The sequence below is a fragment of the Stieleria tagensis genome, assembly GCF_024129865.1.
GTDB lineage: Bacteria > Planctomycetota > Planctomycetia > Pirellulales > Pirellulaceae > Stieleria > Stieleria tagensis.
Window position 1 is genome coordinate 79,786 of the sequence record NZ_JAMYFE010000027.1, and the last position, 26,027, is coordinate 105,812.

At 56.5% G+C, this 26,027-nt stretch carries 9 protein-coding genes; 3 read left to right on the top strand and 6 right to left on the bottom strand.

Going from position 1 to position 26,027, the window contains the following annotated elements; genetic code table 11:
* Positions 1–102 precede the first annotated feature (102 nt).
* The 3 genes from NHH03_RS04950 to NHH03_RS04960 form a co-directional block, all read right to left on the bottom strand.
* The gene (locus tag NHH03_RS04950) at positions 103–498 is read right to left on the bottom strand and encodes a (2Fe-2S) ferredoxin domain-containing protein (protein WP_253154643.1); all 396 of its coding nucleotides are present in this window, start codon (positions 496–498) and stop codon (positions 103–105) included.
* Positions 495–2,519 (bottom strand): ATP-dependent zinc metalloprotease FtsH, encoded by a 2,025-nt coding sequence (gene ftsH / locus NHH03_RS04955; protein WP_253154644.1) that lies wholly within the window; start codon positions 2,517–2,519, stop codon positions 495–497. Before ftsH ends, NHH03_RS04950 begins: the two co-directional genes overlap by 4 nt.
* Before the next feature lie 295 nt (positions 2,520–2,814).
* Positions 2,815–5,700, bottom strand: a complete 2,886-nt coding sequence (locus NHH03_RS04960) for a RecQ family ATP-dependent DNA helicase (protein ID WP_253154645.1) — start codon at positions 5,698–5,700, stop codon at positions 2,815–2,817.
* Between the two features lie 350 nt (positions 5,701–6,050).
* On the opposite strand from NHH03_RS04960, the gene NHH03_RS04965 reads away from it, so the two are divergent.
* Positions 6,051–6,662 carry a hypothetical protein gene (locus NHH03_RS04965; RefSeq protein WP_253154705.1) on the top strand — a complete coding sequence of 204 codons (612 nt, stop codon included), beginning with the start codon at positions 6,051–6,053 and terminating at the stop codon, positions 6,660–6,662.
* Between the two features lie 91 nt (positions 6,663–6,753).
* Positions 6,754–7,497, top strand: coding sequence for a hypothetical protein (locus NHH03_RS04970; RefSeq protein ID WP_253154646.1), 744 nt, complete (start codon positions 6,754–6,756; stop codon positions 7,495–7,497).
* Between the two features lie 725 nt (positions 7,498–8,222).
* On the opposite strand, the gene NHH03_RS04975 is transcribed toward NHH03_RS04970, so the two are convergent.
* From NHH03_RS04975 to NHH03_RS04985, 3 genes are read right to left on the bottom strand one after another with little or no spacing between them, the layout of a single operon-like run.
* Entirely contained in the window at positions 8,223–11,759 is a 3,537-nt protein-coding gene (locus tag NHH03_RS04975) for an efflux RND transporter permease subunit (protein ID WP_253154647.1), read from the bottom strand.
* The gene (locus NHH03_RS04980; RefSeq protein WP_253154648.1) at positions 11,756–13,099 is read right to left on the bottom strand and encodes an efflux RND transporter periplasmic adaptor subunit; all 1,344 of its coding nucleotides are present in this window, start codon (positions 13,097–13,099) and stop codon (positions 11,756–11,758) included. The genes NHH03_RS04975 and NHH03_RS04980 overlap by 4 nt, the downstream gene beginning before the upstream one ends.
* A complete protein-coding gene (locus tag NHH03_RS04985; RefSeq protein WP_253154649.1) occupies positions 13,096–13,596 on the bottom strand; it encodes a MarR family winged helix-turn-helix transcriptional regulator in 501 nt (166 codons plus the stop codon). Before NHH03_RS04985 ends, NHH03_RS04980 begins: the two co-directional genes overlap by 4 nt.
* A 260-nt stretch (positions 13,597–13,856) precedes the next feature.
* On the opposite strand from NHH03_RS04985, the gene NHH03_RS04990 reads away from it, so the two are divergent.
* Positions 13,857–25,991, top strand: coding sequence for a choice-of-anchor Q domain-containing protein (locus NHH03_RS04990; protein ID WP_253154650.1), 12,135 nt, complete (start codon positions 13,857–13,859; stop codon positions 25,989–25,991).
* Positions 25,992–26,027 lie beyond the last annotated feature (36 nt).

Here is a 26,027-nt window from a genome sequence, read left to right on the forward strand (position 1 = left end):
ACATGCGACCGGCTCATTAAATCAACAGCCCGGTCAGCGAGGGATTCCGTTAACACGCTCAATTCCTCGCTCACGCGTCGCACTTGTGATAAAAACGCTCCTTCAAACGGTCTTTGTCGGTGACATGGCGATCACATGTTGTTGGACAACCTTCCCGCCGGCGAGGTGCTCGGTGAAGATGCGGTCGATGACATCCGGGGTGCAGTCGCCGTACCACACTCCATCGGGCATCACACCGATAATGGGGCCGGACTTACAGACATCCAGACAAGCGGTTTTGATTCGCAGCAGCGGTCCGTTCCCGTCACGCTGCCACTGTTTGCTGCGTTGTTTCAGATGCCGCCAAGCTTGATTCATTTGGCTGCCGCCGCAGCACTTGCCGGTCTTGCGATCCATGCAAATGACCAGTGTGAACGCGGCATCGTTAAAGCCTAGGTTATCGGCTTTCTTCTGTGCTTTGCGGAGATGCGATTTGTTGCCCGATGAATCTGACATCATTCGTCGCGATTGATAACTGGATCGGACACACCGCCACCTGGATCGGTGACGTTTGGCGATGAAACGGTGCCTTCGACGGATTCGCCTTCCGTTTTCCTTTTTTGTTGAATGGATTGTCCGATCAGATCAGTCAATTGCTGTTCATCCAATTCTTCTTCTTCCATCAACGAGCGAGTGATCTTTTCCAGGTCTTCGCGGTGTTCACGCAATAATTGCTCGGCCCTCTGATCGGCCTCCATCAAGATTCGCGAGACTTCTTCGTCGATCAACTCCTGCGTGTGTTCACTGAACTGACGCGACTGGTGCATTTCACGGCCCAAGAACGGGTCTTCGTCACTGGTCTTGTAACAAACCGGTCCTAGTTTGGGACTCATGCCCCACTGGGTGACCATTCGCCGCGCGATGCTGGTCGCTCGTTCGAGGTCATTTTCCGCGCCAACGGTGGGTTCGTCATAGACAATTCGTTCCGCCGCACGGCCACCGAGCAACACGACCAGTTGGTGTTCCAGTTCTCGTTTGCTGACGTTCAATCGGTCTTCATTGGGAACGTACTGCGTGACGCCCAAGGCGCGTCCGCGCGGCACGATCGTGACTTTGTGCACGGTGTGTGCGCCATCGAGGTGCCAGGCGGTCAACGTGTGACCGGCTTCGTGGTAGGCCGTTTTTTCCTTTTCGATACCACGCAACACTTCTTCGCGTTTGGCGCCCATCAGGATTTTGTCACGGGCGTAATCGAAGTCGCTCATGTCGACTTCTTTTTTGTCGTTGCGGGCCGCCCACAACGCAGCTTCGTTGACCATGTTCTGAATGTCGGCTCCGGTCAGTCCGATGGTTCCAGCGGCAAGCCGGTCCAGGCGGACGTCATCGGCGAGTGGAACATCACGCACGTGGACTTTGAAAATTTCTTCGCGGCCCTTCATCGTCGGTCGATTGACGGCGATGTGGCGGTCGAACCGGCCCGGACGTAGCAGCGCGGGGTCCAAGACATCGGGACGGTTTGTCGCTGCGATCACGATCACCGCTTGGCTGGGGGTGAACCCGTCCATCTCACCGAGAATCTGGTTCAGAGTTTGTTCGCGTTCATCATGTCCGCCACCCAGTCCGGCGCCGCGTTGGCGTCCGACAGCGTCAATTTCATCGATGAAGATAATCGCCGGGCTATGTTGCTTGGCGGTTTGGAACAGATCGCGGACGCGACTGGCTCCGACACCAACAAACATTTGGATGAACTCGCTGCCGTTGACGGAATAGAACGGCACCTCGGCTTCGCCGGCAACCGCACGCGCGAGCAGGGTTTTACCGGTTCCGGGCGGTCCGTTTAACAACACGCCTTTGGGGACGCGGCCGCCCAGTTTTTGGAATTTGTCTGGCGTCTTCAGATAGTCGACGATCTCTTGCAGATCGGCTTTCACACCCTGCAGCCCGGCGACATCGTTAAACGTGACCGTTTTCTCGTTGGCTTCGAATCGTTTGGCCGGGCTTTTGCCAAATCCCGACAGGAACCCGCCCCCCATCATGTCGTTGCGGGTCCGTCGGATCATCATGAACACGAACAGAAACACCGCCAGTGGCAAACCGATAAAGATCAGCAGGTTGACCAACTCTCGTGTGTTGTCCGGGGCCTGGAAATCGTAGGGCACCTTGGCGTCGATTAATTCGCCCTCGAGGCGCGCCGAGGATTGCGGATCCAGCGAGATGTTGAAGTTGAATTTCTTTTTCAGTTTGACGGGGTTGCCGTCTTCATCCTTTTGCTCGGTCTCGGTGCCATTTTCCAGTGTCGGTGGCGCAGCGGGCTCGGTCTTGAACGTGCCGACCACCTGGCGTTCGCCGATACTGACCCGTTCAATGTTGTCTCTGTTGAGTTGCTCGCGGAAGAAACTCGCGGTGATCGTCGACCCCGGATCCTCGGTCCGCCAAAACAGAATCGCAAAGGCAATTGCAAGCACAATTGCAATCAGCATTCCGTTGTTTCGACGCGGAGGCGTGTCTTTAGCGTCAGTGTCTTCGCGACGATTTTCCATGGTCGTATCTAGATCGAATGTTGCTGGCCTGAAAACAGGCGATAGTTATCAGAAGGAGAGTCCGACGTCGTGGCCAAACGGTGTCAGTCCAAAGGCCGCCGTCAGTCGGTGAGCAAACGGGATGCCACTCACACCAATTTCAGCGCGGAAATACCGCTGATGAAATATTAAGCCGGTGTCAAAGCATTCCCCAAAAGTGGCGCTGGGGCGGGGCCCATCTCATGGACAAATCGAATTGGGGTGTCTCGGTGGGGGCGGATTGTAGCAGTCCTGCGCAAAATTGGGATGCAGGGCTTCAGGACTGCCAACTTGGCGACACTGTACGGCCGCGATCGGCTGCGGCCTGGAGGTGTCCCACAATTTCTCGTCGCGAAAGCCTGCGAATTTGGCAAACTTCGTCCATCGCAAATCCGTCGCTGAACAGGCGCCAGGTCCAATAGGCATCTCGTTCGCTGATCTGAGGGTGGCTCGGGTCACCGATTGGGTCCGCGGGCGAATCGACCGCCAGCGCGGCTGGGGCATCCGTCTGGTCTGTCAAAACGGTTTCGTCAGCTGATTTTTGGGGCTCAACGCCCGCCGGGTCAGTGGCCAGGCCGTCCGCATGCTTGTGACCACTGTCGCGAATCACCTCCAAAATATCGTAGCCGTGCTGTTCCATGGTCGCCGGTCCGATCCCGTTGATCGACTCCAGTTCCGAACTGGTTTGAGGTCGGATCTCCGCCAGTCGGTCGATTGTGGAATTGGACAGCACACGGTAGGCCGGAATTCCCAGTGCAGCGGAAGTCCGACGACGCCAGCTTTTGAGAGCGTCACGGACTTGGTCCATCAGCTTTTGCAGCGGGCTGGTCAAATTGTCCAGACTGACAGTGATCGCTTGGTCCGGTTGGCCGTTCTGCCAAGCCGAGTCAGCGCCCGGGTCGCCGCTTGGCTGCTGCGGCTGTGTCGCCGCGTCCGGGACACTCTGATTGCCATTGTCGCCGTCGGTCGGGCTGTCGGTGGGGGCGGTGACGGCGGTGACGGCGGCCGAGTCGCTGGTGGAGACATCGGTGGATTCGATGTGCCGGGCTGCAGCCGCCAGCGATTTGGCCAGCCCCTTGTTCAACACGAACGCACCTGGAATGGGCGCTTTTAAATGCATCACCGCTTTGCCCAGCTCACTGATCTCGATCGTCGGGCGTCGTTGATCGACCTCGCGCTGTTCCACCATGCCATGATCAATCATCGCGTCGATGATTTTTGACAGCTGACTCTGTTTCAATGCCGAAAGCATCCCGTAGGTACTCAGCCGCTGTAGTTTCCACTGCGAGATACGTTTATTTTGCGAACCGCACAGCATTTGTGCCACCAAGTTCTTGCCGAATCGGCCATGCATCCGCGTGATCCCGCTCAGAATCACTCTCAGTCCACATAGCATTGATTTGGCATCGCCATCGGTCATGCCCTTGGTCAACAGGCATTCGTCTTCTGCGATGTCTTGCTGCGACACACAGCGATCGCATTTGTCACAGTTCTTGCTTTCCGGATCTCCGAAATAGTCCAGGATCACACGTTGGCGACAACCGCCGGTCCGTGCGAAGCCGATTACGGATTCCAATTTTTCGTACTCCGCGGCCTTGCGTCGCGCCAATTCGTCAAAATCAATCTGCAGTTGGTCAAAGGGGGTATCGCGCTGGGTGACATGAACCGCACGCCCACGAAACGGCGGCACATAATCGAACGCACTCAATCGACTCAATTCGCGCAGCGTCCGCATCAATTGCTCACGCTCGACATCGGCCAATTCCATCAGCCGATTCGGGCGGACGAAAACATCGTCATTGCGGCGGCGACCGATGACGCGTTCGATGGCGGTCATCACCCGCCGACGCAGTTTGGCCTCGCGGGGCAAAAAGTCCAACATCGTCGGCGCATCGCTATCGATTCGCACCAACATTTGGTTTTGGCTGCTGTCCAATCGTCGCAGCACACCGGCTTTGGCCAGCAAGGTTTCCGCGGTCCCGACCGCTTCGGCACTGTCGCCTTTGATCGCGTCACGCACTTGTTCAAGTGTCAATTCGATCGGGTCTTCCGGACGGCTCAGCAGGTAGTCGTAGACTTTGGCCACGATCTCGCGCGAGGGATACCGGTTCTCGATAAAGAACTCTTGGATGTAGCGGTCTTGATAGGAAAAAAACAGCTGGCAGTCACTCTCGTTACCGTCTCGCCCGGCGCGACCGGCTTCCTGGTAATAGGCTTCCAAGGTGCCTGGCATGTTGTAGTGTGCGACAAAGCGGATGTCGGACTTGTCGATGCCCATCCCAAATGCGTTGGTGGCAACAATCGCCGCAAGATCGCCCGACATGAATTTTTCCTGAACGATCCGGCGATGCTCTGGTTCCATCCCGCCGTGGTAAACACCGATCGGCCGCCGCGTTTTTTCCGGCAACCACTGCCCGATCGATTCGCATGCTTTGCGTGTTGCCGCGTAAACGATTCCGGCCCCCGGCTGCTTTTTCACAAACTCGGTCAGCTGTGTTTCTTTTTCGCTGTCGGTTTTGCTATGTGAAACGCCGAAGTGCAGATTGGTGCGGGCGAACCCGGTGACAAACACGCGAGGTTGTTTCAGTCCCAGCAGGGCGCAGATATCGTCTCGAACGGTGGGCGTGGCGGTTGCGGTCAATGCGATCGTCTGCAATCCGCCCAGGTAACGCTGGCGAACGGTTCCCAGCCGTGCATAGTCGGGCCTGAAATCGTGGCCCCACTCGCTGACACAATGGGCTTCGTCGACCGCCAGCAGCGACACATTGCTGCGCTCGATGGTTTCCAGGAAACGGCCATTGCGCAGCCGTTCGGGGGCGACATAGATCAATTTTAATTCGCCGCGAACCATCGATTCCATCACGTCTTCCTGTTCGCGCAGGTTGAGGGTGGAATTGATCAGTTTGGCCGGGATGCCCAATTGCTGGAGTGCGTCGACTTGATCTTTCATCAGCGCGATCAAAGGCGACACAACGATGGTGGTGCCCTCGCGTGCCAATGACGGCAGCTGATAACACAGACTTTTGCCGCCACCGGTCGGCATCACGCACATCACGTCCTCGCCGTTGGCGATCGCTTCGATCACGTCGCGCTGCCCGGGGCGAAACTCGTTCAAGCCGAATCGAGAGAGCAGCGATTCCTGTTCCGCATGGGGCGCCGTCATTGGTCAGTCCGTGTGGGTGCGCGTCGAAAGCTTGAATTGGCTGAAAAGTATACGGTTTTTGTTCAGGAAATCGATCGCCAAGCCCCCGCCAAACCCACTCAAAAGCCTGAATAAGCTGCGTGGTTTGGGGCGAGTTTCGCCGATAGCAGCCAGTGTCTCAGTCGGCTATACTGTGCGACGGCAGTGACATTGTGATGGGCCGCACTCGCCGGCTGCCGTCCGCCTGCATTCCGTCCTGACAAACTGATCTTTACGACCATATGCCATACATGACACACGTTCCAGGCGTCCCAGCGACTTCATTGCGTACGTCTCCAACGCTGCCAGTTTTCCTGTTCTGTGTCCTCGCGATTGCCGCCGCCGATTTACGGCCGGCCTCTGCTGAAAAACCGGTCTTTGCCGACGATTTTGAAAACGGCACCGATCGTTGGGAAATGTTAGATCCGGCCACCTGGAAACATGGACTGCGCGACGGATCCAACGTGATCGAGATCACGGATCGGAAAAGCGAATACGCACCGCCGGTTCGCAGCCCCTTGCATGTGGCACTGATCAAAGGACTGGAATTGGGCAGTTTCGAAATTCAATTTCGTGTTAAAAGCACCAAAGACACGGGTAATCACCGTGATTGCTGCGTGTTTTTCAATTACACCGATGACCAGCACTTTTATTACGTGCACTTGGGCGCCGTTCCGGATCCACACAGCGGGCAAATCATGATTGTCAATGAAGCGCCCCGGTTGGCACTGACCAAAAACGAAACCAAAACGCCATGGGATGACCAATGGCACAACGTCAAATTGGTGCGAGATGTCGAATCAGGCTTGATCGCCATCTACTTTGACGACATGGAAACACCCCACATGAAAGTGGTCGACAAAACGTTCACGAAAGGACGAATCGGGATCGGTTCGTTTGACGACCTGAACGCCTTTGATGACGTCGTGATCACTGCCAAGTGATACCGACACAAACGCAACAGCGACCAAAACTAGTCAGTGGCATTCGCCCCGGCGGGGATGCCTACATCGAGAGAGAGGGAGTGTGCTACGGATGAGCGGGTACGCAATGTTCAGCGATGATTTTTATCTCAACATGAACTTGGCAACCGAAATGGATTTGCCACAAAACCGCGAGTCGGTCTTGCACTATTTTGAACAGGTTCGGCGACGCTACCCGCAGATGCTGAATTTTTACTCCCGCGAAAAATCGGAGTTTGTGCTCGAGGAAGAAAAGGAACAAGGCGCTTATCGTTGGGTTTCGATCGAACCGAGGCGGCTCAATAGCGGTGCCGTCAATCCCGAGACGTTTGAGTCAGCGATCGAGCAACATCGATCGGTGCTGGAATTGGTTCCTTATGAATTGTCGATCACCCCGCTGGACTGTGAAGCGCTTAGTGTGATGGCCGGTTTCGATTTCAACTATCGCGGCAATCACAACGAAATCCTGACCCAAGCCATCGGTATCGCACCGGGGTTGGAACGGTTCAGTACGCTGCCCTACGGCAAACTGCTGTCCAATGAACCGTCGATCCAATTCGCGTTGGACGAGGAATGTCGCACCCAATGTCGGATCAGCTTTGAATCCCGGACGACTGCCTATCAAGTTCGCACCGGCGAATACGGTGAAGATCAGTTGAGTGTTTACCTGACGGTCCGTCGCTACGACAGTTTGGGGCCTGAGGAATCATTCGACAAAGAATTTGAACGCCTGGCACGCCTGTGCTGCGATCTGGTCGATGAGTACCTCGTTGGTTCGGTTCTGCGACCTCTACAAGAAGCGATTTCGCTGCACTGAATCCTCCACACCGTCGCTGCATGACCTCCAGTCACCGTTGGAGTTCACGCTTCAGCGTGCCGATTTGTCTTGGTGCAGTGTTCCGAGCGGCCTCACGGGACGTCGATTGCATTTCTGACGGATTTCACCCGGGGCTCGTTGATGTTCTTTGACGATCAACGCCTGGGGCTGACGCCACCAGGCTATCGACTGCCGTCGCTCCGCGACTCAATCACGCATGTTCCCCGCTGCCTCTCAATCGCGGAGACGATCGGGCGCTCTCAATCGCGGAGCGATGTCATTCGTTAGCCAGGGGTGAAACCCCTGGATTGAGCGACGACATACCGCGCAGTCGCGGAGCGACGACATTCTCTACCGCCCCTCCGGGGCTCGTTGATGTTCTTTGACGGTCAAGGCCTGGGGCTGACGCCACCAGGCTATCGACTCCCGTCGCTCCGCGACTCAATCACCCGTGTTCCCCCCAGCTCTCAATCGCGGAGCGATGTCATTCGTTAGCCAGGGGTGAAACCCCTGGATTGAGCGACGACAAACCGCGCAGTCGCGGAGCGACGACATTCTCTACCGCCCCTCCGGGGCTCGTTGTTGTTCTTAACGATCATGGCCTGGGGCTGACGCCACCAGGCTATCGACTCCCGTCGCTCCGCAACTCGATCAACTGACGTCCTGGGCCGAGTCGGATAAATCCTCCACACCAGCGCTGCATGCGCTGCAATCACCGATGGAGTTTATGCTTCGATCAACTCGGGCTGTGTGTTGGTCGGTTCTGTGGTTGGCGTCGACGCGTGATCTTCGGTCCATTGATCGTCTTTGCCAAACAAACGTTGGCGAATCCAATGCCGCGTTTGCAATGCGAGCGTGAATAGCGAGGGGACAAAGACGACGGTGAAGATTGTTGAGATCAACAATCCGCCCAACACCACGCTGCCCAGTCCACGGTACAATTCACTGCCTGCACCGGGAAACAACACCAGTGGCATCAGTCCCAAGACGGTCGTTGTCGTGGTCATAAAGATCGGGCGAATTCGCGAGCGAACGCTTTGCAACGTCGCTTCGCCAACGCCCATGGCATCCTCGCGCATGTGCGTCAACGATTGGTGCACAATCAGGATGGGATTGTTCACCACGGTGCCGATCAAAATCACGAACCCTAACATCGTCAGCACGTCCAGCGATTGAATGATGAACAAATTCAACACGCTGAGCGCCAAGATGCCGCCGACCGCGCCGAGCGGGACGCTGAAAATAATGACCAGTGGATACAGCCAGGATTCAAACAGTGCGGCCATCAACAGATAGGTGATCAGCAAAGCCAATGCGATATTCATTCGCAAGGCGTTCCAGGTGTCACGTAGCTTGTCTGCCGTTCCGGCTAGATTGACTTGATAGCCGCCTTCGAGTTGACCCTTGGCACGCATCGGTTCCAAAATTTCAGCATTGATCTGAGCCATCGCATCTTCCAAAGCGATCTCCGGCGGAGGCGACACTTCGATGGTGATACTACGAACCCGTTCGCGGTGATTGATCTGTTCCGGCCCGCTTCGATTCTGAACATCCGCGACGGCAGCGAGTGGGATTAAGCGTCCTTCGGGCGTGGCAATCGGCAACGCTTTCAAATCCGCCGTTGATGTTGCGTATTGGTCTTCACCCCGCAACGACAAATCAATTTTTTTGCCGTCTAAGAAATAGTCACCGACATAAGCGCCATCGATCAATGCATTGGTCAAGAACCCCAAGTCGGAATTGCTGACGCCCATCGCCGCGGCCTGTAATGGCTTGGGGGTGATATGGATTTCGGGGCTGGATAAATCCAGTGACGGCACCGGGCGGGCTTGGGCGGTGGGCATCATTCCCATCACCTGGCCGAGTACTTGGCCGCCCATTTGCACCAGCTTTTGCAGGTCTGGACCGGTGATTTCGACGTCGATCGTGCGCCCAGCGGTCAACCCCTGTTCGAACAGGCTGGATTGTTTGGCAACCGCGAATGTGGTGTACAACCGGCTGCCGACCTCTTGCACCAGCGGCACCAGTTCACTGGCACGGGTTTCGTCGACGGCACGCAGCCCCATGAAAACTTGACGTCCGCGGGCGACAAAGAAGAAGTCTTGGATGACCGGGTACTTGAGGTCCTTCGCTTCCTCACTGTCTGGATCAACGTCCCAATAGGGGCGTAAATCGCGTTCGACCTGTTCCCCCATCGTCATCAGTTTGTCCAGGTTGTACCCCGGCGGCGGCAACAGGATCCCGAACACCAAATTACGGTTGCCGCTGGGCAGGTATTCGACTTTGGGCCAAAATTGATAGCTCAACAGTCCCGCCATCAACGTCATTCCGACGACCACGACCAACCGCCGTAGTACACCGCGTTGTAACCAAGCGTTGATTCCGACGATCAAGGAAACAAACCGTTTACCAAATCCTTCGATCGAGCGTTCGATCCAGTTTCCGAACCGATTGAGCGAGGTTCGGAGTTTTCCGTGATGAGGTGGGGATGCATCGCGATCTGGGTTGCGATACAGCCGCGCCGACAGTGTCGGAATCAAAGTCATCGAGACCAGCAGAGACAATGCGACCGAAGCACTAATCGCCAAGGCGATGTCACGAAACAGTTGCCCCGATTCCTCTTGGACAAAGACAACGGGCAGGAAAACGGCAACGGTCGTTAGCGTCGAGGCGACCACCGCGCCGAGAACTTCTGAGGTTGCCGCGGCGGCCGCTTGAAACGCATTTTTGCCTCGCGCGGCATGTTGGTAAATGTTCTCTAGTACCACCACCGCGTTGTCGACCAACATCCCGACCGCAAACGCCAAACCGGCCAAACTGATCACGTTCAATGAACGGCCCAAGATGCCCAGTACCAGGAACGTGCCGATGATGCTGGTTGGAATCGCCAAACCCACCACCAACGCACCGCGTGCAAACCAGAATCCGACGATCAACAACAATGCCAAACAAACCACGAAGAACCAGGGCGAGACATAGGCCGCTGCGATCGCACTGGCAAGGATGAACGGGATTGCCACCAACGTTCGGACGCTTAGGTGCAGGAACAGCATCAGCACCGTCATCGTCAGCGCACCGCCGATGAAAATGTTCTGCTGGACTAAGTCGATCGAGGAATAAATGTACTCGGTTTCATCGTAGACTTGAGTCAGCTGCATCCCTCGGCTTTTTAGCAAGCCTTCGTCCAGCTCTTTGGCGACTTCTTGCAGACCTTGCATTACGTCCAACACGTTCGCGCCGGTTTCGCGCAAACAGTTGATCGCAACACTGGATTCACCAAATCGGCGGACCAATCCGTCAGCCTTTTTGTACCCCAAGCGGACTTCGGCGACGTCGCGAATAAAAATCGGTGCGCCGTTTTGAACGTCCAGTAACTGGTTTTCGACTTGTTCGGTCGACCGGAATTGGCCCAATGTTCGGACCACCATCCGCCGTTTGCCTTCCCAGAAATCGCCGGCCGAGGTATCCGCGTTTTGACCGCGCAGGGCTTGGCGAACGGTGGTCAATGTCAGTTGCCGCGATGCCAGGCGTTGGGGGTCAACGACGACTTGAACCTCTTGCTCCAATCCGCCGATCACGTTGGACTGGGAAACACCCGAGACGCGTTCAAACCGAGCTTCGATCTCGTCTTCGCAGAACCGTCGCAGTTTCGTCACGTCCAACGATTCCGGCGGCAACAGCTGTTTGACCTCGGGGTGATCCTTGGCCAACATCCGCAACCGAAGCATTGCCACACCAACGTTGGAGGCGTTTAAAACCGGTCCCAGTTCGTCGGCCAATTGCGGGTGAGAATCCGCAAACTCATTGATCGCTTCGTTGGTCGGCATCCGAGCGCTGAGGATAAACCAGGCGATCGGGCTGTCGGACGAGTTCGCGGTGGTGATGATCGGCTGGTCTGCGTCCTCGGGATACTCCGGGACCTGTTGCAATCGGCTGTTCACCTTCAGTAGCGCTTCCTCCATGTTGGTGCCGACCAGAAATTCCAGCGTGATCGTGCCTTGGGAATCAGCCGATTCGGACGACATCTTGGTGATGCCTTCGACGCTCTTGAGTTGCTCCTCTTGCTCAACAATGATCTCCTGTTCGACCTCTTGCGGACTGGCACCCGGCCAGCGGGTTGTCACAGTGATCGTCGGTGTTTGCACCTCCGGCGTCAGTTGCATCGGCATCCGCAACAGTGCAACGATGCCGAACAAAGTCACCAGCAGAACGCCGACCGCGACCTTGATCGGGTTTTGAATCATCGCTTGGATCAGATTCATTGCACCAGCCCCTTTGGATCGTTGGTGGCTGCGGCAGCAGCGTCTGATCGATCGACAAGTGCAGGTGGCGGCGAAACGAACTCAGCAATCACGACCGCTTGTCCGGGACGCAATCGTTCGTTGCCTTCGGCGACCACCAATTGACCAGGTTGTATGTCACCGGTTACCTGCGTCCATCCGGCACGTTCGACCCCCAGTTGGACTGGCACTTTTTGTACCGTTCCCTTCTTGGAATCGGCTTGGTCAGTTGCGATCACGATCAAGCTGGCCATGGGCCCGGCGTAAACGATGGCATCCTTGGGAACCAGATTCGCTTGCTGCAGGCTGCCGATCGGCAGGTTCACACGCGCCAACATCCCGGCCTTGATCAACGGTTGTCCGTCAGTGATTTCGTTTTTGACGCGGACGCGAACCGGAAAGGTTCTCGTTCTTAGATCCGCCTGGGGAACGACTTGGTTGACCACGCCCGTAAACACACGTCCATCGAGCGCTGGGATTTCGATGTTGACGGTCATCCCGACTCGGATGTGTGGGACATTCCGCTCGGTCACAAAGGCCTCCACATCGACTTCATCCAACGCCGCGATTTCATAGACCAAATCACCCGTGTTGACCCAGGCCCCGACCTCGGTGTGTTCCTTGACCACATATCCGGCAAATCGCGAGATGATCGTGTGTTTGCGTTTTTGATCTTTCAGTTTCTGTAACACCGCGGCTTGCATGTCTGCCGCCGCTTTGGCTTGAGCGATTTTTTCCGGCCGCGGTCCATGTTCGGCCAGTTCGTATGCCGCTTTGGCAACCAGATATTCGTTCGCTGTTTCTGTATCCAACGTCACCGCTTCGTCGCGTTCGTTGATTGACGATCCTCCTTGGCGAAACAGTTGATCGGTTCGAGCGCGGCGCATCGCGTTGAACTGATGCCGGGCTTCCGCTGCCAACATCCGTACCCTCGCCTGTTCCAATTCCTCGACTCGGGTCCCGTTTTGCAACTCTTCCAATTCGCTCATCCGCAAATCCAATTCAGCCGCGGCGGCTTCGATTTCCGAATCAATTGTTTCGGTCAACAAATTGACCAGTGGTTCCATGCTCTCAACACGTTGGCCTTCGTCGTACAGGCATTCGGCGACGCGACCACTGGCCGCACTGCCGATCACCGCAATGCGGGTGGGCCGAACCGAGGCGACAAAGGTTTGGTCTGCGGTGATGCTGCAGCGGATCACGGGAGCCGCGACGATCCGGGAATCTGGCCGCTGCGCCTGAGCGCTGGAACCGGCTAAACAGATCATCGTGATCAGACTCGCAAAGCTGCGTGTGCAATTCGTTTGCCAGTGCTGGTTCATGTTGCAAGATCCTGGTTTTGCGCAGGCAACACGGTGTGTTGCGCGGGCGATGCGATTTCAGGGATTGGGGGCATTAGGTTTTCTTGGACGCGGCGCAGCAGATCTTTCAAAGTCGCCACTTCCGCATCGCTCATATTCGCTGTGGCTTGGTCTCGGGTCCGAGTCAAGCAATCGACCACCTGGTCCCAGACCGGTTGGGCACCCTCGGCAATTTGCACGTGCTTGCAGCGGCGATCGATCTGGCTGGTGACGCGCTGGACCAGTCGCTGGGATTGCATGCGATCTAAGATGCCAACCAGCGTGGGAGGTTCGATCATCATTCGCTCGGCCAAGTCCGCTTGACTTTGAGGACCGGCAAAAACCAGCCAGGCCAGCACTTGGAACTGGCGAAACGTCACGCCGTGTGGCAACAACGCTTTGTCCAAGCTGCGTTGGTACAGGTGTGACGTGGAACAAATCCAATAGCCGATACTGTCGTCAAAGTCGTAGTCTCGCACGAAATCCGTTCCCAAACCTCATCCCAATTTAATTCGTTAGCCTAGCAAACGAGTCTAGCTGGCCAATCTGGCAACGCAAGCAACGATTGACGAATAACTTTCGTGAAATCGAGTGATTAGGGGGAACTAAATTGGACAAATAGCAGGCTTTGGGGGCGGGTAGACGCCATTGCAATTGATTCAGAAGTTAAATTCGTTAGCGGTTCTGGCGGTATACAAGTTGCCAGGTCTGACGCTTCTGATTCGCCGGAGAAGATTGCATGGCTGGAAAATCGTTTAACCGTCGTTGGAAACACAACCCCACCCGGCAGCCGATTCGCCGCCGGAAGTTGACCACCGAGGCGCTGGAGCGACGGATCGTGTTGTCCGCGACGATCGGCAACAACACTGCCGTCGGTTCGGAAATGCAGAATTTCCGTTTGGCGATCGCTGCGACCGCCGAGTACACGGCGCTGATGGGCGGGCAAGCTCAGGCGTTGACGGCGATCGAAACCTTTGTCGACCAAGTCAACGAAATCTTTGAACCGGAGCTGTCGATCCACTTCGATTTGGTGTCCGGCACCAACACAATCTTCACCGATTCGTCGACCGATGGTTACACCAACGGCAACGTCGGCGACATGCTGAATCAAAACACGGCCATTCTGGATGGGATCCTGGGCAACAGCGGCTATGACATCGGCCACGTGTTTGGGAGCGCAATGAGCGGCGGTCAGGGGCTGGCGACACTCGGTTCGGCGGGCAACGGGTCCTTCAAAGGCCGCGGCGCTTCGATCTCGTCCAATCCCCAAGGGCCCAGTTGGGTGAATTTGGTGGCCCACGAATTTGGACACCAATTTGACGCGAACCACACGTTCAACGCCAACGCTTTTGGATCCACATCGGGCAGTCGCAATGCGGCCAACGCCTATGAGCCGGCCAGCGGTTCGACGTTGATGAGTTACGCGGGGATCGCGGGTGATTCGAGCGGAAATGACAATCTACAAAGCAGCCCGGATTCCTATTTTCACGCTGCGAGTTTCGAAGACATCCAGCAGCACATCGCCAGTGTCGCGACACCGTTTTCAACCACGCCAATCAGCAATGGCGTGCCAACGATTGATGGTGGAGCGGACTACACCATTCCCGCGGGCACACCCTTTCAGTTAACCGCAGCCGGTAGCGATGCGGATGCCGGCGATACGCTGACTTACACTTGGGAACAGCTGGATTTGGGGCCGGCGATGAGTCTGCCGATCACCGACAACGGCAGTAGTCCGTTGTTTCGATCGTTCTTGCCGAGTGAAAGCCCGACGCGCGTCTTTCCGCGACTAAGCGACTTGGCCGACAACGTGAACACTGCTGCGATCGGCGAAGCGCTGCCGACGACCACCCGCGATCTCAATTTTCGCGCCAGCGTGCGTGACAGCCAAGGTGGCGTGAACTCAGACGACGTTCTGATTTCGGTGGTCGACACCGGCACCCCGTTCGCCATCACATCACCCAACACCGCGGTCAACTGGAGTGGCGGTACCAGTCAAACGATCGTCTGGTCGGTTGCCGGCACCAACGCCGGCAGTATCAACGTGGCAACCGTTGGCATCGATTTGTCGCTCGACGGCGGCGTGACCTATCCATTTGTTTTGGATCCTGCCACGCCAAACGATGGTTCGTACACATTGAATGTACCGAACATTGATGCAACCGAAGCACGATTGCGAGTCCGCGCCAACGGGAATGTCTTCTTTGACATCAGCGACGCAAACTTCACGATCACCGCCAATGCCGGGGGCGCGGGGATCAGTATCAGCGAATCCGACGGTAGCACTTCGGTCAGTGAAGACGGGGTGATCGGCGGTGCGGGCAGCGATTCGTACACGCTGGCACTCAACACGCCCCCCTCTGGATCGGTAGAAATCACGGTGGTTGCCGACGGGCAAACGGAAGTCAGCCTGGACGGGGTCGCTTTCGCCTCCAGTGTCGTGATCAATAAGAGCGACATATCAAGTTCCACCGTTTTCATCCGTGGTTTGGATGACACGCTGGCCGAAGGCATCCATTCTGGTGCGATCACACAATCGGTCACGGCCAGCAGCGATCCGAACTATCCAGTGGGAACGCTGATCAACCCGGTCTCGGTCTCGATCGCCGATGACGAGTTACAACCGGTGATTGGCGTGGATTTTGATAGGGAAAACCAAACATCGCCTCAGAATTGGACGCGGCTGTCTGAGGTGTTTGGCGGTACCACGTCAGATTTGATCCGCGAAGATGGACTGATTACGGGTGTTGGGTTGGTCTTAGAAGTGGAGGGCTCCACTGGACTCAATCTTTCATCGCCCTCGAACGTCCCCTTTCATTCGCCTTCGTTAGCCGGCATTGACGGCAATCACTTGGCTGCGGAATCCCTCACGTTGACTTGGACCGGGTTAAACGCCGGCGAAGACTACAACTTGTACTTACTGGAGACGGAAAATTTTAGCGACTCGGTCCAACAACAGTTGGTGATTAATGGGGCGGTCTATCCGGCGCCCTTCACACAGGACACTAGCGCGATCGGCAATGGATTGTTGGTCAATAGCGGGCTTGCCGATTCGGCCAAACCGCTGGAATCCGATGCGGTGATTGCTCAAGCAGATGCCAACGGAGAAATTCGAATTGCGGTGACTGGGATCGCAGATAGCTTCGCCATGCTCGCCGGCGCGGCCATCCAGCAAGTCGGCCCTGACGTCGCAGGATTCAGCGTGATTCAAAGCGGAGGTTCGACCCAGGTTTCGGAAAACGGAACCACCGACACGATCGACGTGGTGCTGAAGACTCCGCCCACGGGAACCGTGGTGATCGATATCAGCAGCAGTGACAACGGCGAAGCAATCACTTCCCCGAACGCACTGAGTTTCAACAGCAGCAACTGGAACATCCCGCAAGCGGTCACTGTCACAGGAGTGGATGACAGTGATGGAGATGGACCGACATCACTAACCCTTCTTTTTGCGATCGATACCGGCCTGACGACAGATCCCGTTTACGACTTGGTGGGCGATCGCATGCTGGACGCGCTGAACCAAGACAACGAATTCTTGCCGTTGATCGGTGTGGATTTTGAATGGAATAGTCAACCCAATTTTTCCCCGCAAAACTGGAACTTGGTCGACGCACCTTTCTTTGGGCCTTACGAAAATCTGGTTAACGAATCAGGCAATTCGACTTCGATTGATTTGGACGTGACGTTTCCCGGCAGCGGTGGCGTCGCAGCCTACGACAGTTCTGCGATCAGTACCTTACCCGATCACTCACCGTCGCTCGCAGAGCTTTCTGGCGGATGGTACCGCAATGAAGGTATGACGTTGACATGGAGTGATTTGACGCCGAACACAGAGTTCAACGTTTGGCTGTTCGCTGCGTGGCCCTACGCAAATCCAACTGCTCAAACAGTAACGATTTCCGGTGCCGCAGCGGGGCAGTCTCCGTTTTCGATGCCGCATGCTCCCGGCGTTCTTCTGGTCAACGATAGCGCAGCGGACCCGGCGCGGATGCTGGTTGACGATGCTGTACATGCGACGTCGGACTCATTCGGCGAAATCCAGATTACAGTTTTTGCAGACGCCGGTGGTCAATATGCTGTGCTCAGCGGTGCTGCGATTCAAGAGATCGCTGCGGCACCACCGGTCACGGCAAATTTATCGGTTACCAGCAATGGAAGTGAGTCCGGTCCCGAGCACATCGTTTACACGGTCACCCTGGATCAGCCGAATACATCAGGATCCGCAATCACTTTTGACCTCGACGATTTGGGAACGGGCACGGCAACGGCCGGATCCGATTACACCGCGATCGCGGGATCAGCCCAAATCAGTGTCGCTAACGGGCAAACATCGGGCTCGCTGACTGTTACTGTGATCGACGATGGCGACGAGGAGTCGATCGAAACGGTCGACGTGCAGATCTCGAATCCGAGTGACGCCGCGATTGCGTTGGGCGTCACAACAGCCTCTGCTTCGATCCTTGACAACGATGGTCGGCCAGCACTGACAGTCCAAATCGCTGACTCTGAGTTTTCGGAAGCCGACGGCGATGCTGCGACGACGGTCACGATCACTCGCAACACCGACACGTCCGCTGCTTTGGATGTCGTCTTGACCAGCAGTGACGGTAGCGAAGCGGTCGTGCAAACGTCGGCCACCATCCCCGCCGGCCAAGCATCGGTCACCGTCGACATTGATGCCGTCGATGACTCTGCCGCCGATGGCACGCAAACGGTCACGATCACGGCTTCGGCACTCGGCGGATCCATTTCCTACGGCGTAGCCGAACCCGACGATACCTTTGGGTTCTTTGGTCAAGTCCCGTTGCAGTTGGAAACCCTGTACCAACCTCCCCAGGCAGCGATTGCTGTGCTGCCAGATGGCAAAGTCCTGGCCGCATCCGAAGGAGCAAATTCCAACGAAATCCGCTTGTCCCGTACCCTAGCCGACGGGACGTTGGACACTGCGTTTGGTCCGAACGGGTTGCTGCACCGAGTGATCGGAGCCAACAACCCCATTCCAACCGCGATGGTGGTTCAGCCGGACGGAAAGATTCTTGTTGGCGGCGTGTTTGCTTCCGGCGTGTTGGCGTCGTTCCTGGTGCGACTGAATCCCAACGGTAGTCTGGACACCAGCTACGGCAATTCAGGTTTGGCGCTGATTGACTCCGCGGGTTCGCTCGCGATCGAAGCTTTGGACGTGACACCCGACGGCAAAGTCGTCGCGGCGGTCAGTTCCACGAACTCGAACTTATTCGGAGTGATGCGCGTCAACGCAGATGGTCGGCTCGATCTGTCCTTTGGCCAAAACGCAGTCGCGGACTACGCCCATTTGTCGGCTGATGCGGTTGATCTGAAATCGCTGCCAGACGGTGATGTCTTGCTGTTGGGAAACAGTGGATTCGACGCAACAATTCTCCGCATGCAGTCCGACGGCAGTTTGGATCCGAACTTCGGAAACCAGGGCGTTACCAGCGTGTACCACCCCACGGCGGAGATCACGTTTGAAGCGATGCAACTAGCGGCCGATGGAAGCATCGTGATGGCGGGAACGGCACTTGAGAATTTCCAGCGTGACTTTGTCGTGGTGAGATTGAGTGCCGACGGATCGACCGATACCAATTTTGCAGTCGACGGATTTGCATTTGCCGACATCGACGGTAGCCCATGGGACTACGTTTCATCGCTGCAAATTCAGGTGGACGGCAAGATCGTTGCCATCGGTCACACCGACGGATTCTCTTCCGACGAGCTCGCTCTGGCGCGTTTTAATGTCGACGGCAGTTTAGACAACAGCTTTTTTGGCGACGGCACCTACACCCGCGGTTTCGGAACCAGTACTGATCAACGGGCATTGGGATCGGCGCTGGATGCGTCAGGACGCTTGCACCTGTTGGCCGGCAACGATTCGGACATACGGATTTTTGCACTCGCCCTAGGCGTGATCCCGTTCAGCGGCTCAGACGACGTCGACGTCAGCGACGATGACGGATCGAGCACCTTGGATTTCGGTGACGCCCCCAGCGCGGCGCAATCCGGATTTGCCTTTAGTTATCCCGTCGTGGGCACAGCAAGTCACAACCTGTCGGCCGGTGGCCCGACTCTAGGACCGCTTGCCGAAGCCGATGTTGCCGGGGTGAATTCAGCCGGGGCGGTGTTCGATGACAACAACGGATCAGACGATGAAGACGGCGTTGTCTTTGTCGGCCAGTTGGTCGCGTCTGGGACGCAGTCGTCTACCGCGTCGGTGGTCGTGGAACTACAGAACGCCAACCCCAGTTCCAACCGCTTGGATGCCTGGATCGACTTCAACCGTGACGGTGATTGGGTTGACGCCGGTGAACAGATCTTTGCAAATTTTGACCTGGGCACTGCCAACGGCCAACAGATCCTGGACTTCACGATTCCACAGGATCTGGGGCCGAACATTGTATCCGGCGACACGTACGCGCGGTTCCGCGTCAGCAGCGCCGGCGGACTGGGGGTGACCGGGGCGGCGTCGGATGGCGAGATCGAGGATCACGCTGTGACGTTGGTTTCTGCGGACCCGTTTGTGGTCGACACGCTGACCGATGAAAGCGACGGCGACTACTCGCCAGGCGATTTTTCGCTTCGTGAAGCCATCGAGTTGGCCAATGCTCGCGTGGGGGCTGACGAGATCCAGTTCTCACCGTCGCTCAGTGGTGGCACGATCACATTGACACTCGATCAGTTGCTGGTCAACGATGATCTATCCATCATCGGCCCGGGTGCGGCGGATTTAACGATCAGCGGCAACAACGCGTTCCGCGTCTTGGATCTTCAGTTGGCGCCGGATGTTACGTTGCAGGGTTTGACCATTGCCGATGGTCTGACTGCGGTTCCGGGACAAGCCGGTGGTGGGATTCGATCGACCGGAAACTTGGAAGTGCGTGAGAGTGTGATCACGGGGAACGCAACGATCGGTGGTTCAGCTGATGGCGGTGGGATTTATCAAGTCGGCGGATCGCTAACCGTCATTGATTCCGTGGTCAGCAACAATAGCACGACCGGGCAAAGTTCATTTGGTGGAGGAATCAGCGCAAACAGCGGATCGGTGGAACTGGTGCGGTCAACGATCGAGGGCAACTCGATCGACGCGGGAACAAATGTTGGTGTCGGGGGCGGTGTGGTCGTTATTTTTGGGGATGCCACGATTGAGCAGAGCACGATTGCCAACAATGTCAATTTAGGGGTTGGATCGGTCGGCGGCGGTCTGGTCGTTTCCGCTGGCAGCTTGAATCTAGTCGATAGCACCGTCTCCAATAACTCGTCGACCGGCAGCGGCGGAGGCGTCTACTTTGGAGCGAACCCACAAACCGCCACGATCTCCAATTCGACGATTTCTGGAAATAGCGCGGTCGATGGTGATGGGGGCGGTTTGTTAATTTATCAGGGTGCTGTCAGTATCCTGCATTCGACGGTGACCGCCAATTCGGCTCCGCAGGGCCGAGGCAGCGGGGTCGCAAGTTACAGCGACGGGACGGCGATCAGTGACACCGTATTGATCTCGACGATCGTGGCCGGGAACGCCAACAGCGACGTTGACAATATCATCGTCGGCGGCGGTGCGGCAACGATTTCGAGCGGTGATTTCAACCTGATCGGCGACGGAAATGCAGCGTCCGCGTTCATCGGGGGCAGCGATCAAACCGCAGTCAGTGATCCCGGGCTGGCTGCACTCGCTGACAATGGCGGACCGACGCAAACCCATGCGTTGCAAACCGGCAGTCCGGCAATCGACGCCGGTGACACCACAGCAACGTTGTCGTTGGACCAGCGAGGACCGGGGTTCCCACGCCTGGTCGGTTCGCGTGTCGACATCGGTGCTTTTGAATTGGAACAGGATGCGCAGCTTTCGATTGCTGCTACGGACGCCGTCAAGCTGGAAGGAAACGCTGGTACAACCGCGTTCACATTCACGGTCACTCGAACCGGTGACACGAACGGGGCTGACAACGTCGCCTATTCGGTGACTGGAACCGGCGGCGATCCGGCCGACGCCGACGACTTTGGTGGCTCGCTACCGACCGGCGTCGTCAATTTTGCCGACGGTGAATCTAGCCAGATCATCACGATCGACGTCAGCGGTGACATCCTGGTCGAATCCGACGAAGGGTTCACGGTGACGCTGAGTGACCCGAGTGTTGATGCGGTGATCACCAATGCCATGGCAGAGGGGCTGATTGAAAACGATGATGTTGCCCCAAATGTCGGCCCAGTCGTCGATCTTCCATCACCGCCGCTGATCGTTAACGAAGGCGATGCACCGCTGTTGGTGGATCCTCTCGCCACGGTCACCGACGTTGACTCAATCGATTTGGATGGCGGATCACTGACGGTGGATTGGGTCACCGGAGCAGCAATCGGCGAGCAGTTGTCGATACGCAACCAAGGCACCGCTGCGGGCGAAATCGGTGTTTCGGGTTCGAGTGTGACCTTCGGGGGCACCATGATTGGAACCGTCAGCGGTGGGATCGACGGCGCCGCCTTGGTGGTCGACTTAAACGCAGCGGCTTCGCAGCCGGCTGTTCAGGCACTGGTGCGCAATTTGACGTATCAGAACACGGCTTCCAACCCAACGCTTTTGCCACGACAGATTGCGGTCATCGTGGACGATGGCGATGGAGGAGTTAGCAGAACGGTCAATCAACAGGTGCAATTCGGATTTGCATTCGGGCTCGGTGGCATCGGCTACGATCAAGCGAGTTCGATCGACATCGATTCCCAGGGGAATGTTTACGTCACTGGTTTCTTTCAACAGACTGTAGACTTTGATCCAGGACCGGGAGTCGTCGAGAGGACGAGTGTGATCGCGAGCCGAGACGATATCTTTGTCGCCAGTTATGACCCCGACGGGTCACTGCGATGGGTACATCGTTTTGGAAACAACCAAAACGATAAAGGCCACGCGATCTCCGTTGACGAGGAGGGCAACGTGTATGTCGTTGGAACCTTCGCGGAAACGATCGATTTTGATCCGGGCCCCGGAACTGCGAACCTGACAGCGATTGGTGTGGATGAAGGGTTTGTATTGAAACTCGATAGCGACGGTCAATTTTTGAACGCTGGCTCGATCGGCGGGATTCCCTACAACGTGTTGGCCGAGAGCGGCGATGTGTTTGTCACTGGGCCTTTCGGGGGAACTCAGGATTTTGATCCCGGGCCAGGTCAGACGACGTTAACCAGTACGACGGGCGCAGTCGACAGCTTCGTCTTGAAGTTGGACGATCAGCTGAATTTTGGTTGGGCTAAATCCATTCGTACGGTCAGTGGTCGTGGTGCCTGGGCCAACGGCATCGCTACCGATTCGACCGGCAATGTGTTCGTCGTGGGCGACATGAATGGCACCATCGACATGGATCCCGGTGCTGGTGAAACAACGCTGTCAACGGCTACCACCAATGCGTTTGATTTAGACATCTACGTTCTGAAGCTCGATAGCAATGGCGATTTCCAGTGGGCTCGTCACTGGGGCGAGAATGAGTTTGATACGGGACAGGACATCGCGGTGGACGATTCTGGAAATGTTTACACCACGGGGTACTACAAATTGACCGGTGGCGGATTGGTCGACTTTGACCCCGGCCCCGGTGTCACGCAATTGACCAATGCCGGTGGCTGGGATGCGTTTGTTTCGAAATTGGATTCCTCCGGCAACTTCCTCTGGGCTCACGGAGTGGGGACCAGCGGCGTTGATCAGGGGCGAGGCATCGATATCGATACGAACCAAAACGTCCATCTGGGCATTCAGTTCGCTGGCACCGTCGATTTTGATCCCTCCGAGGGAATTGTTAGCCGCACGCCTAATGGCGTCTTTGACGCCGCGATCTGGGGTCTGAACCCCAATGGTGACTTTCTGCACGCGACCGCCTTCGGACATGCATCGGATTCGAACACGCCCTTTGCCGTGGTGGTCGACGACCAGATGAACGTCTACTCCGCCGGGCAATTCACTGGATCGGGTGACTATGACCCAACCGCCGGCACAGAGAACTTGGTGAATCAAGGCGGGACCGATGGATTCCTAACCCGTTTTCAACTCTCCAACGCCCTGCAATCCGTGCAACTGATTGCCGCCCCTGAGTTGGATTTTGGTGACGCACCATCCGCGCCGCAGTCCGGTTTTGCGTCTAGCTACCCAGTCACTCTGGCCGAAGACGGGGCACGCCATAGCACCAGCCCCACAGGGCCACGACTGGGACCGAACTTGGATACAGAGAGTGACGCAGTGGCATCCGCACTGGCTGATGCCGACGATTTGACAGGTGCGAACGACGATGAAGACGGTGTGACGTTCACGACCGCACTCTTCACTTCCGCCACGGCATCGTCGACTGGAATGGTCGGCGTGAACTTGCAAAACGCAGATTCGGCATCGAATCGGTTGGACGCTTGGATCGATTTCAACCGCGATGGCGACTGGGATGACAGTGGCGAACAGATCTTCAACAGTTTTGATCTTGGCACAGCCAACGGCTTTCAATCGCTGCCGTTTACGGTCCCCCAGGACACCGGATCCAACGTTGTCAGCGGAACGACGTTTGCAAGGTTCCGCTTGAGTACCGCCGGTGGACTTTCTGTGACAGGCGCTGCGCCCGATGGCGAAGTCGAAGACCATCTTGTTCGTCTTGTGGGGGCAGATCCGTTTGTGGTCGACACATTGGTCGATGAATCGGACGGGGATTATTCGTCAGGCGATTTTTCTTTGCGGGAAGCGATCGAGTTGGCCAACGATCGCCCCGGTCTTGATGCGATCGAGTTCTCACCCGCTCTTTTGGGTCAAACCATCGTCCTGGGCGGGACGCATTTAAACATCACCGGTGATTTGAATTTGTCGGGGCCGGGCGCATCGCAATTGACGCTCAGCGGCAGCGCAGGTCAGCGAGTGTTGCGAGTTGGTGGCGGAGCCGATGTTGTCATCGATGGGTTGACGATCAGTGACGGCAATCTGTCCGGCCAACATGGCGGCGGTATTTTTTCGCAAGGCAATCTGGAGCTTCGCAATAGCGTCGTCACAGCCAACCAAATCACCGATGGCTTGGGTGGGGGGATCTATCAGAGCGGTGGATCATTGACTCTGGTCGACTCGGTGGTTTTCGATAACTCCGTCTCCGGTAACCTCTTCTCTGGTGGCGGGATCATGGCGGTGAACAGTGATGTCACAATCCTCAGCAGCTTGATCGACGGGAACCAGACCGCGGGGTCGAGCATTGGTGGTGGTGGGATTTCCACCCATCGAGGTTCGTTGGTGATCACCAACAGTACCATTTCCAACAATAGCAACACCGGCATGTCCACCGACGGCGGTGGCATCCTCGTCAAACGCGGCGATCTGGAAATCAGCGGCAGCACAGTTTCCAGCAACTCAACCGGGCTGTCCGGTGGAGGCGTTTTGTTCGAATCCGGTGGTGATTCGGTCAGCGCGATCGTTCGCAACTCGACGCTGTCGGGAAACCAAGCCGGACTTGGCGGTGGCATTGCCAACCAAGGCGGGACGGTGACGATTGAACAATCAACGATCACAGCCAACGTTTCTGGCACCGGAGCGGGATTGGTGATGCCGACCTTTGGCGACCCCGGCACAACGATTCTGTACGGAACGATTTTGTCCGGCAACATCGGTCCCGATGTGGAACGATTCTCGGGAACGTTTGGCCACGCGTTAAACAGTTTGGGATTCAATTTGATCGGTACCGGGAACACGCTTGAATCATTTGACCAATCATCGGATCAAACCGGGGTCACGGATCCGGGACTAGCCCCACTCGCCGACAATGGCGGGCCGACGTTCACTCACGCTCTGTTGTCCAACAGTCCTGGACGTGATGCAGCGGCAACAAGTTCCCCGCTGTCGTTTGACCAGCGGGGGCAGGGATTCCAGCGACAAGTGGGATCGCGAGTTGATATCGGTGCCTTTGAAATTCAGCCCACGGTTGTGACCGTCAGTGTGTCTCCAGACGAAATCGATGAAAATGCGACTGGTTTGTTTGTGTTTACATTTACACGTAGCAACACGGATGCTTATTCGCCAGCGTTGACCGTGCCTTTCTCGCATGTCGGTTCCGCCACGTCGGGACTGGACTACGTCGCCAGTCAATACGATTCGATTGAATTTCCAGTCGGTGAAAGTACGGTCACAGTGACCGTTGATCCCACCGCCGACGCCGTGGTGGAACCCGATGAAACGGTTGAGTTGGCGATCGAGCCAGGAAGCGGTTACATCGTCGGTGTAGAAAGTTCAGCGACCGGGATCATTCGCAACGATGACACCGCGGGGCCGACACCACATGTGGAACAGGTGGTGTACTTCAATCAGGATCCGGACGACGAGATGAACTTCAGCTTGGACGCCAGCGGTCAGCGTTCGATCATCCGCCGTATCCAAGTCGTTTTCAGTGGCCCTGTCTCGGTTCCCTTGGGAGCCGTCAACGACGATAGCTTCTTAGTCGAATCAATCGAGGGGCAAACGACCGGAACGCGAGTGGGGCTGGAGGTGATTCAATCTGAATTGGTGGCCGGCAAACAAATCGTGGTACTGAAATTCACCGGCAAAGATCTGATCGAATCGGTGTCACGAAAGAAACAGGGCGAGCAGGCGATGTTGATCGACGGCCAATACCGATTCACGATCGATGGAGCCAAGTTAAACCTGGATGCCAACGGATCGGATTTTGGTGTTGCAGCGGTCGACGACTTCTTCCGACTGTTCGGTGACGCCGACGGTGATGGTGACGTCGATAGCACTGACAACCAGCAATTCATGGACTTTTATACGCAAGGAGACTTCAACAGCATCTTTGATTTTGATGCCAACGAGCGCAACCGTTCCAAAGACCGCACCGAGTTTCTGAAACGGTTGGGCGCACGCTAGAGGGGAGTTGACGTGGGAGGTGGATCGCAACCCGAC

Bases quoted from the DNA above. Each gene is read 5' to 3' on its own strand.
- NHH03_RS04950 (WP_253154643.1), bottom strand. From the start codon at position 498: ATGATGTCAGATTCATCGGGCAACAAATCGCATCTCCGCAAAGCACAG.
- ftsH (WP_253154644.1), bottom strand. From the start codon at position 2,519: ATGGAAAATCGTCGCGAAGACACTGACGCTAAAGACACGCCTCCGCGT.
- NHH03_RS04960 (WP_253154645.1), bottom strand. From the start codon at position 5,700: ATGACGGCGCCCCATGCGGAACAGGAATCGCTGCTCTCTCGATTCGGC.
- NHH03_RS04970 (WP_253154646.1), top strand. From the start codon at position 6,754: ATGAGCGGGTACGCAATGTTCAGCGATGATTTTTATCTCAACATGAAC.
- NHH03_RS04975 (WP_253154647.1), bottom strand. From the start codon at position 11,759: ATGAATCTGATCCAAGCGATGATTCAAAACCCGATCAAGGTCGCGGTC.
- NHH03_RS04980 (WP_253154648.1), bottom strand. From the start codon at position 13,099: ATGAACCAGCACTGGCAAACGAATTGCACACGCAGCTTTGCGAGTCTG.
- NHH03_RS04990 (WP_253154650.1), top strand. From the start codon at position 13,857: ATGGCTGGAAAATCGTTTAACCGTCGTTGGAAACACAACCCCACCCGG.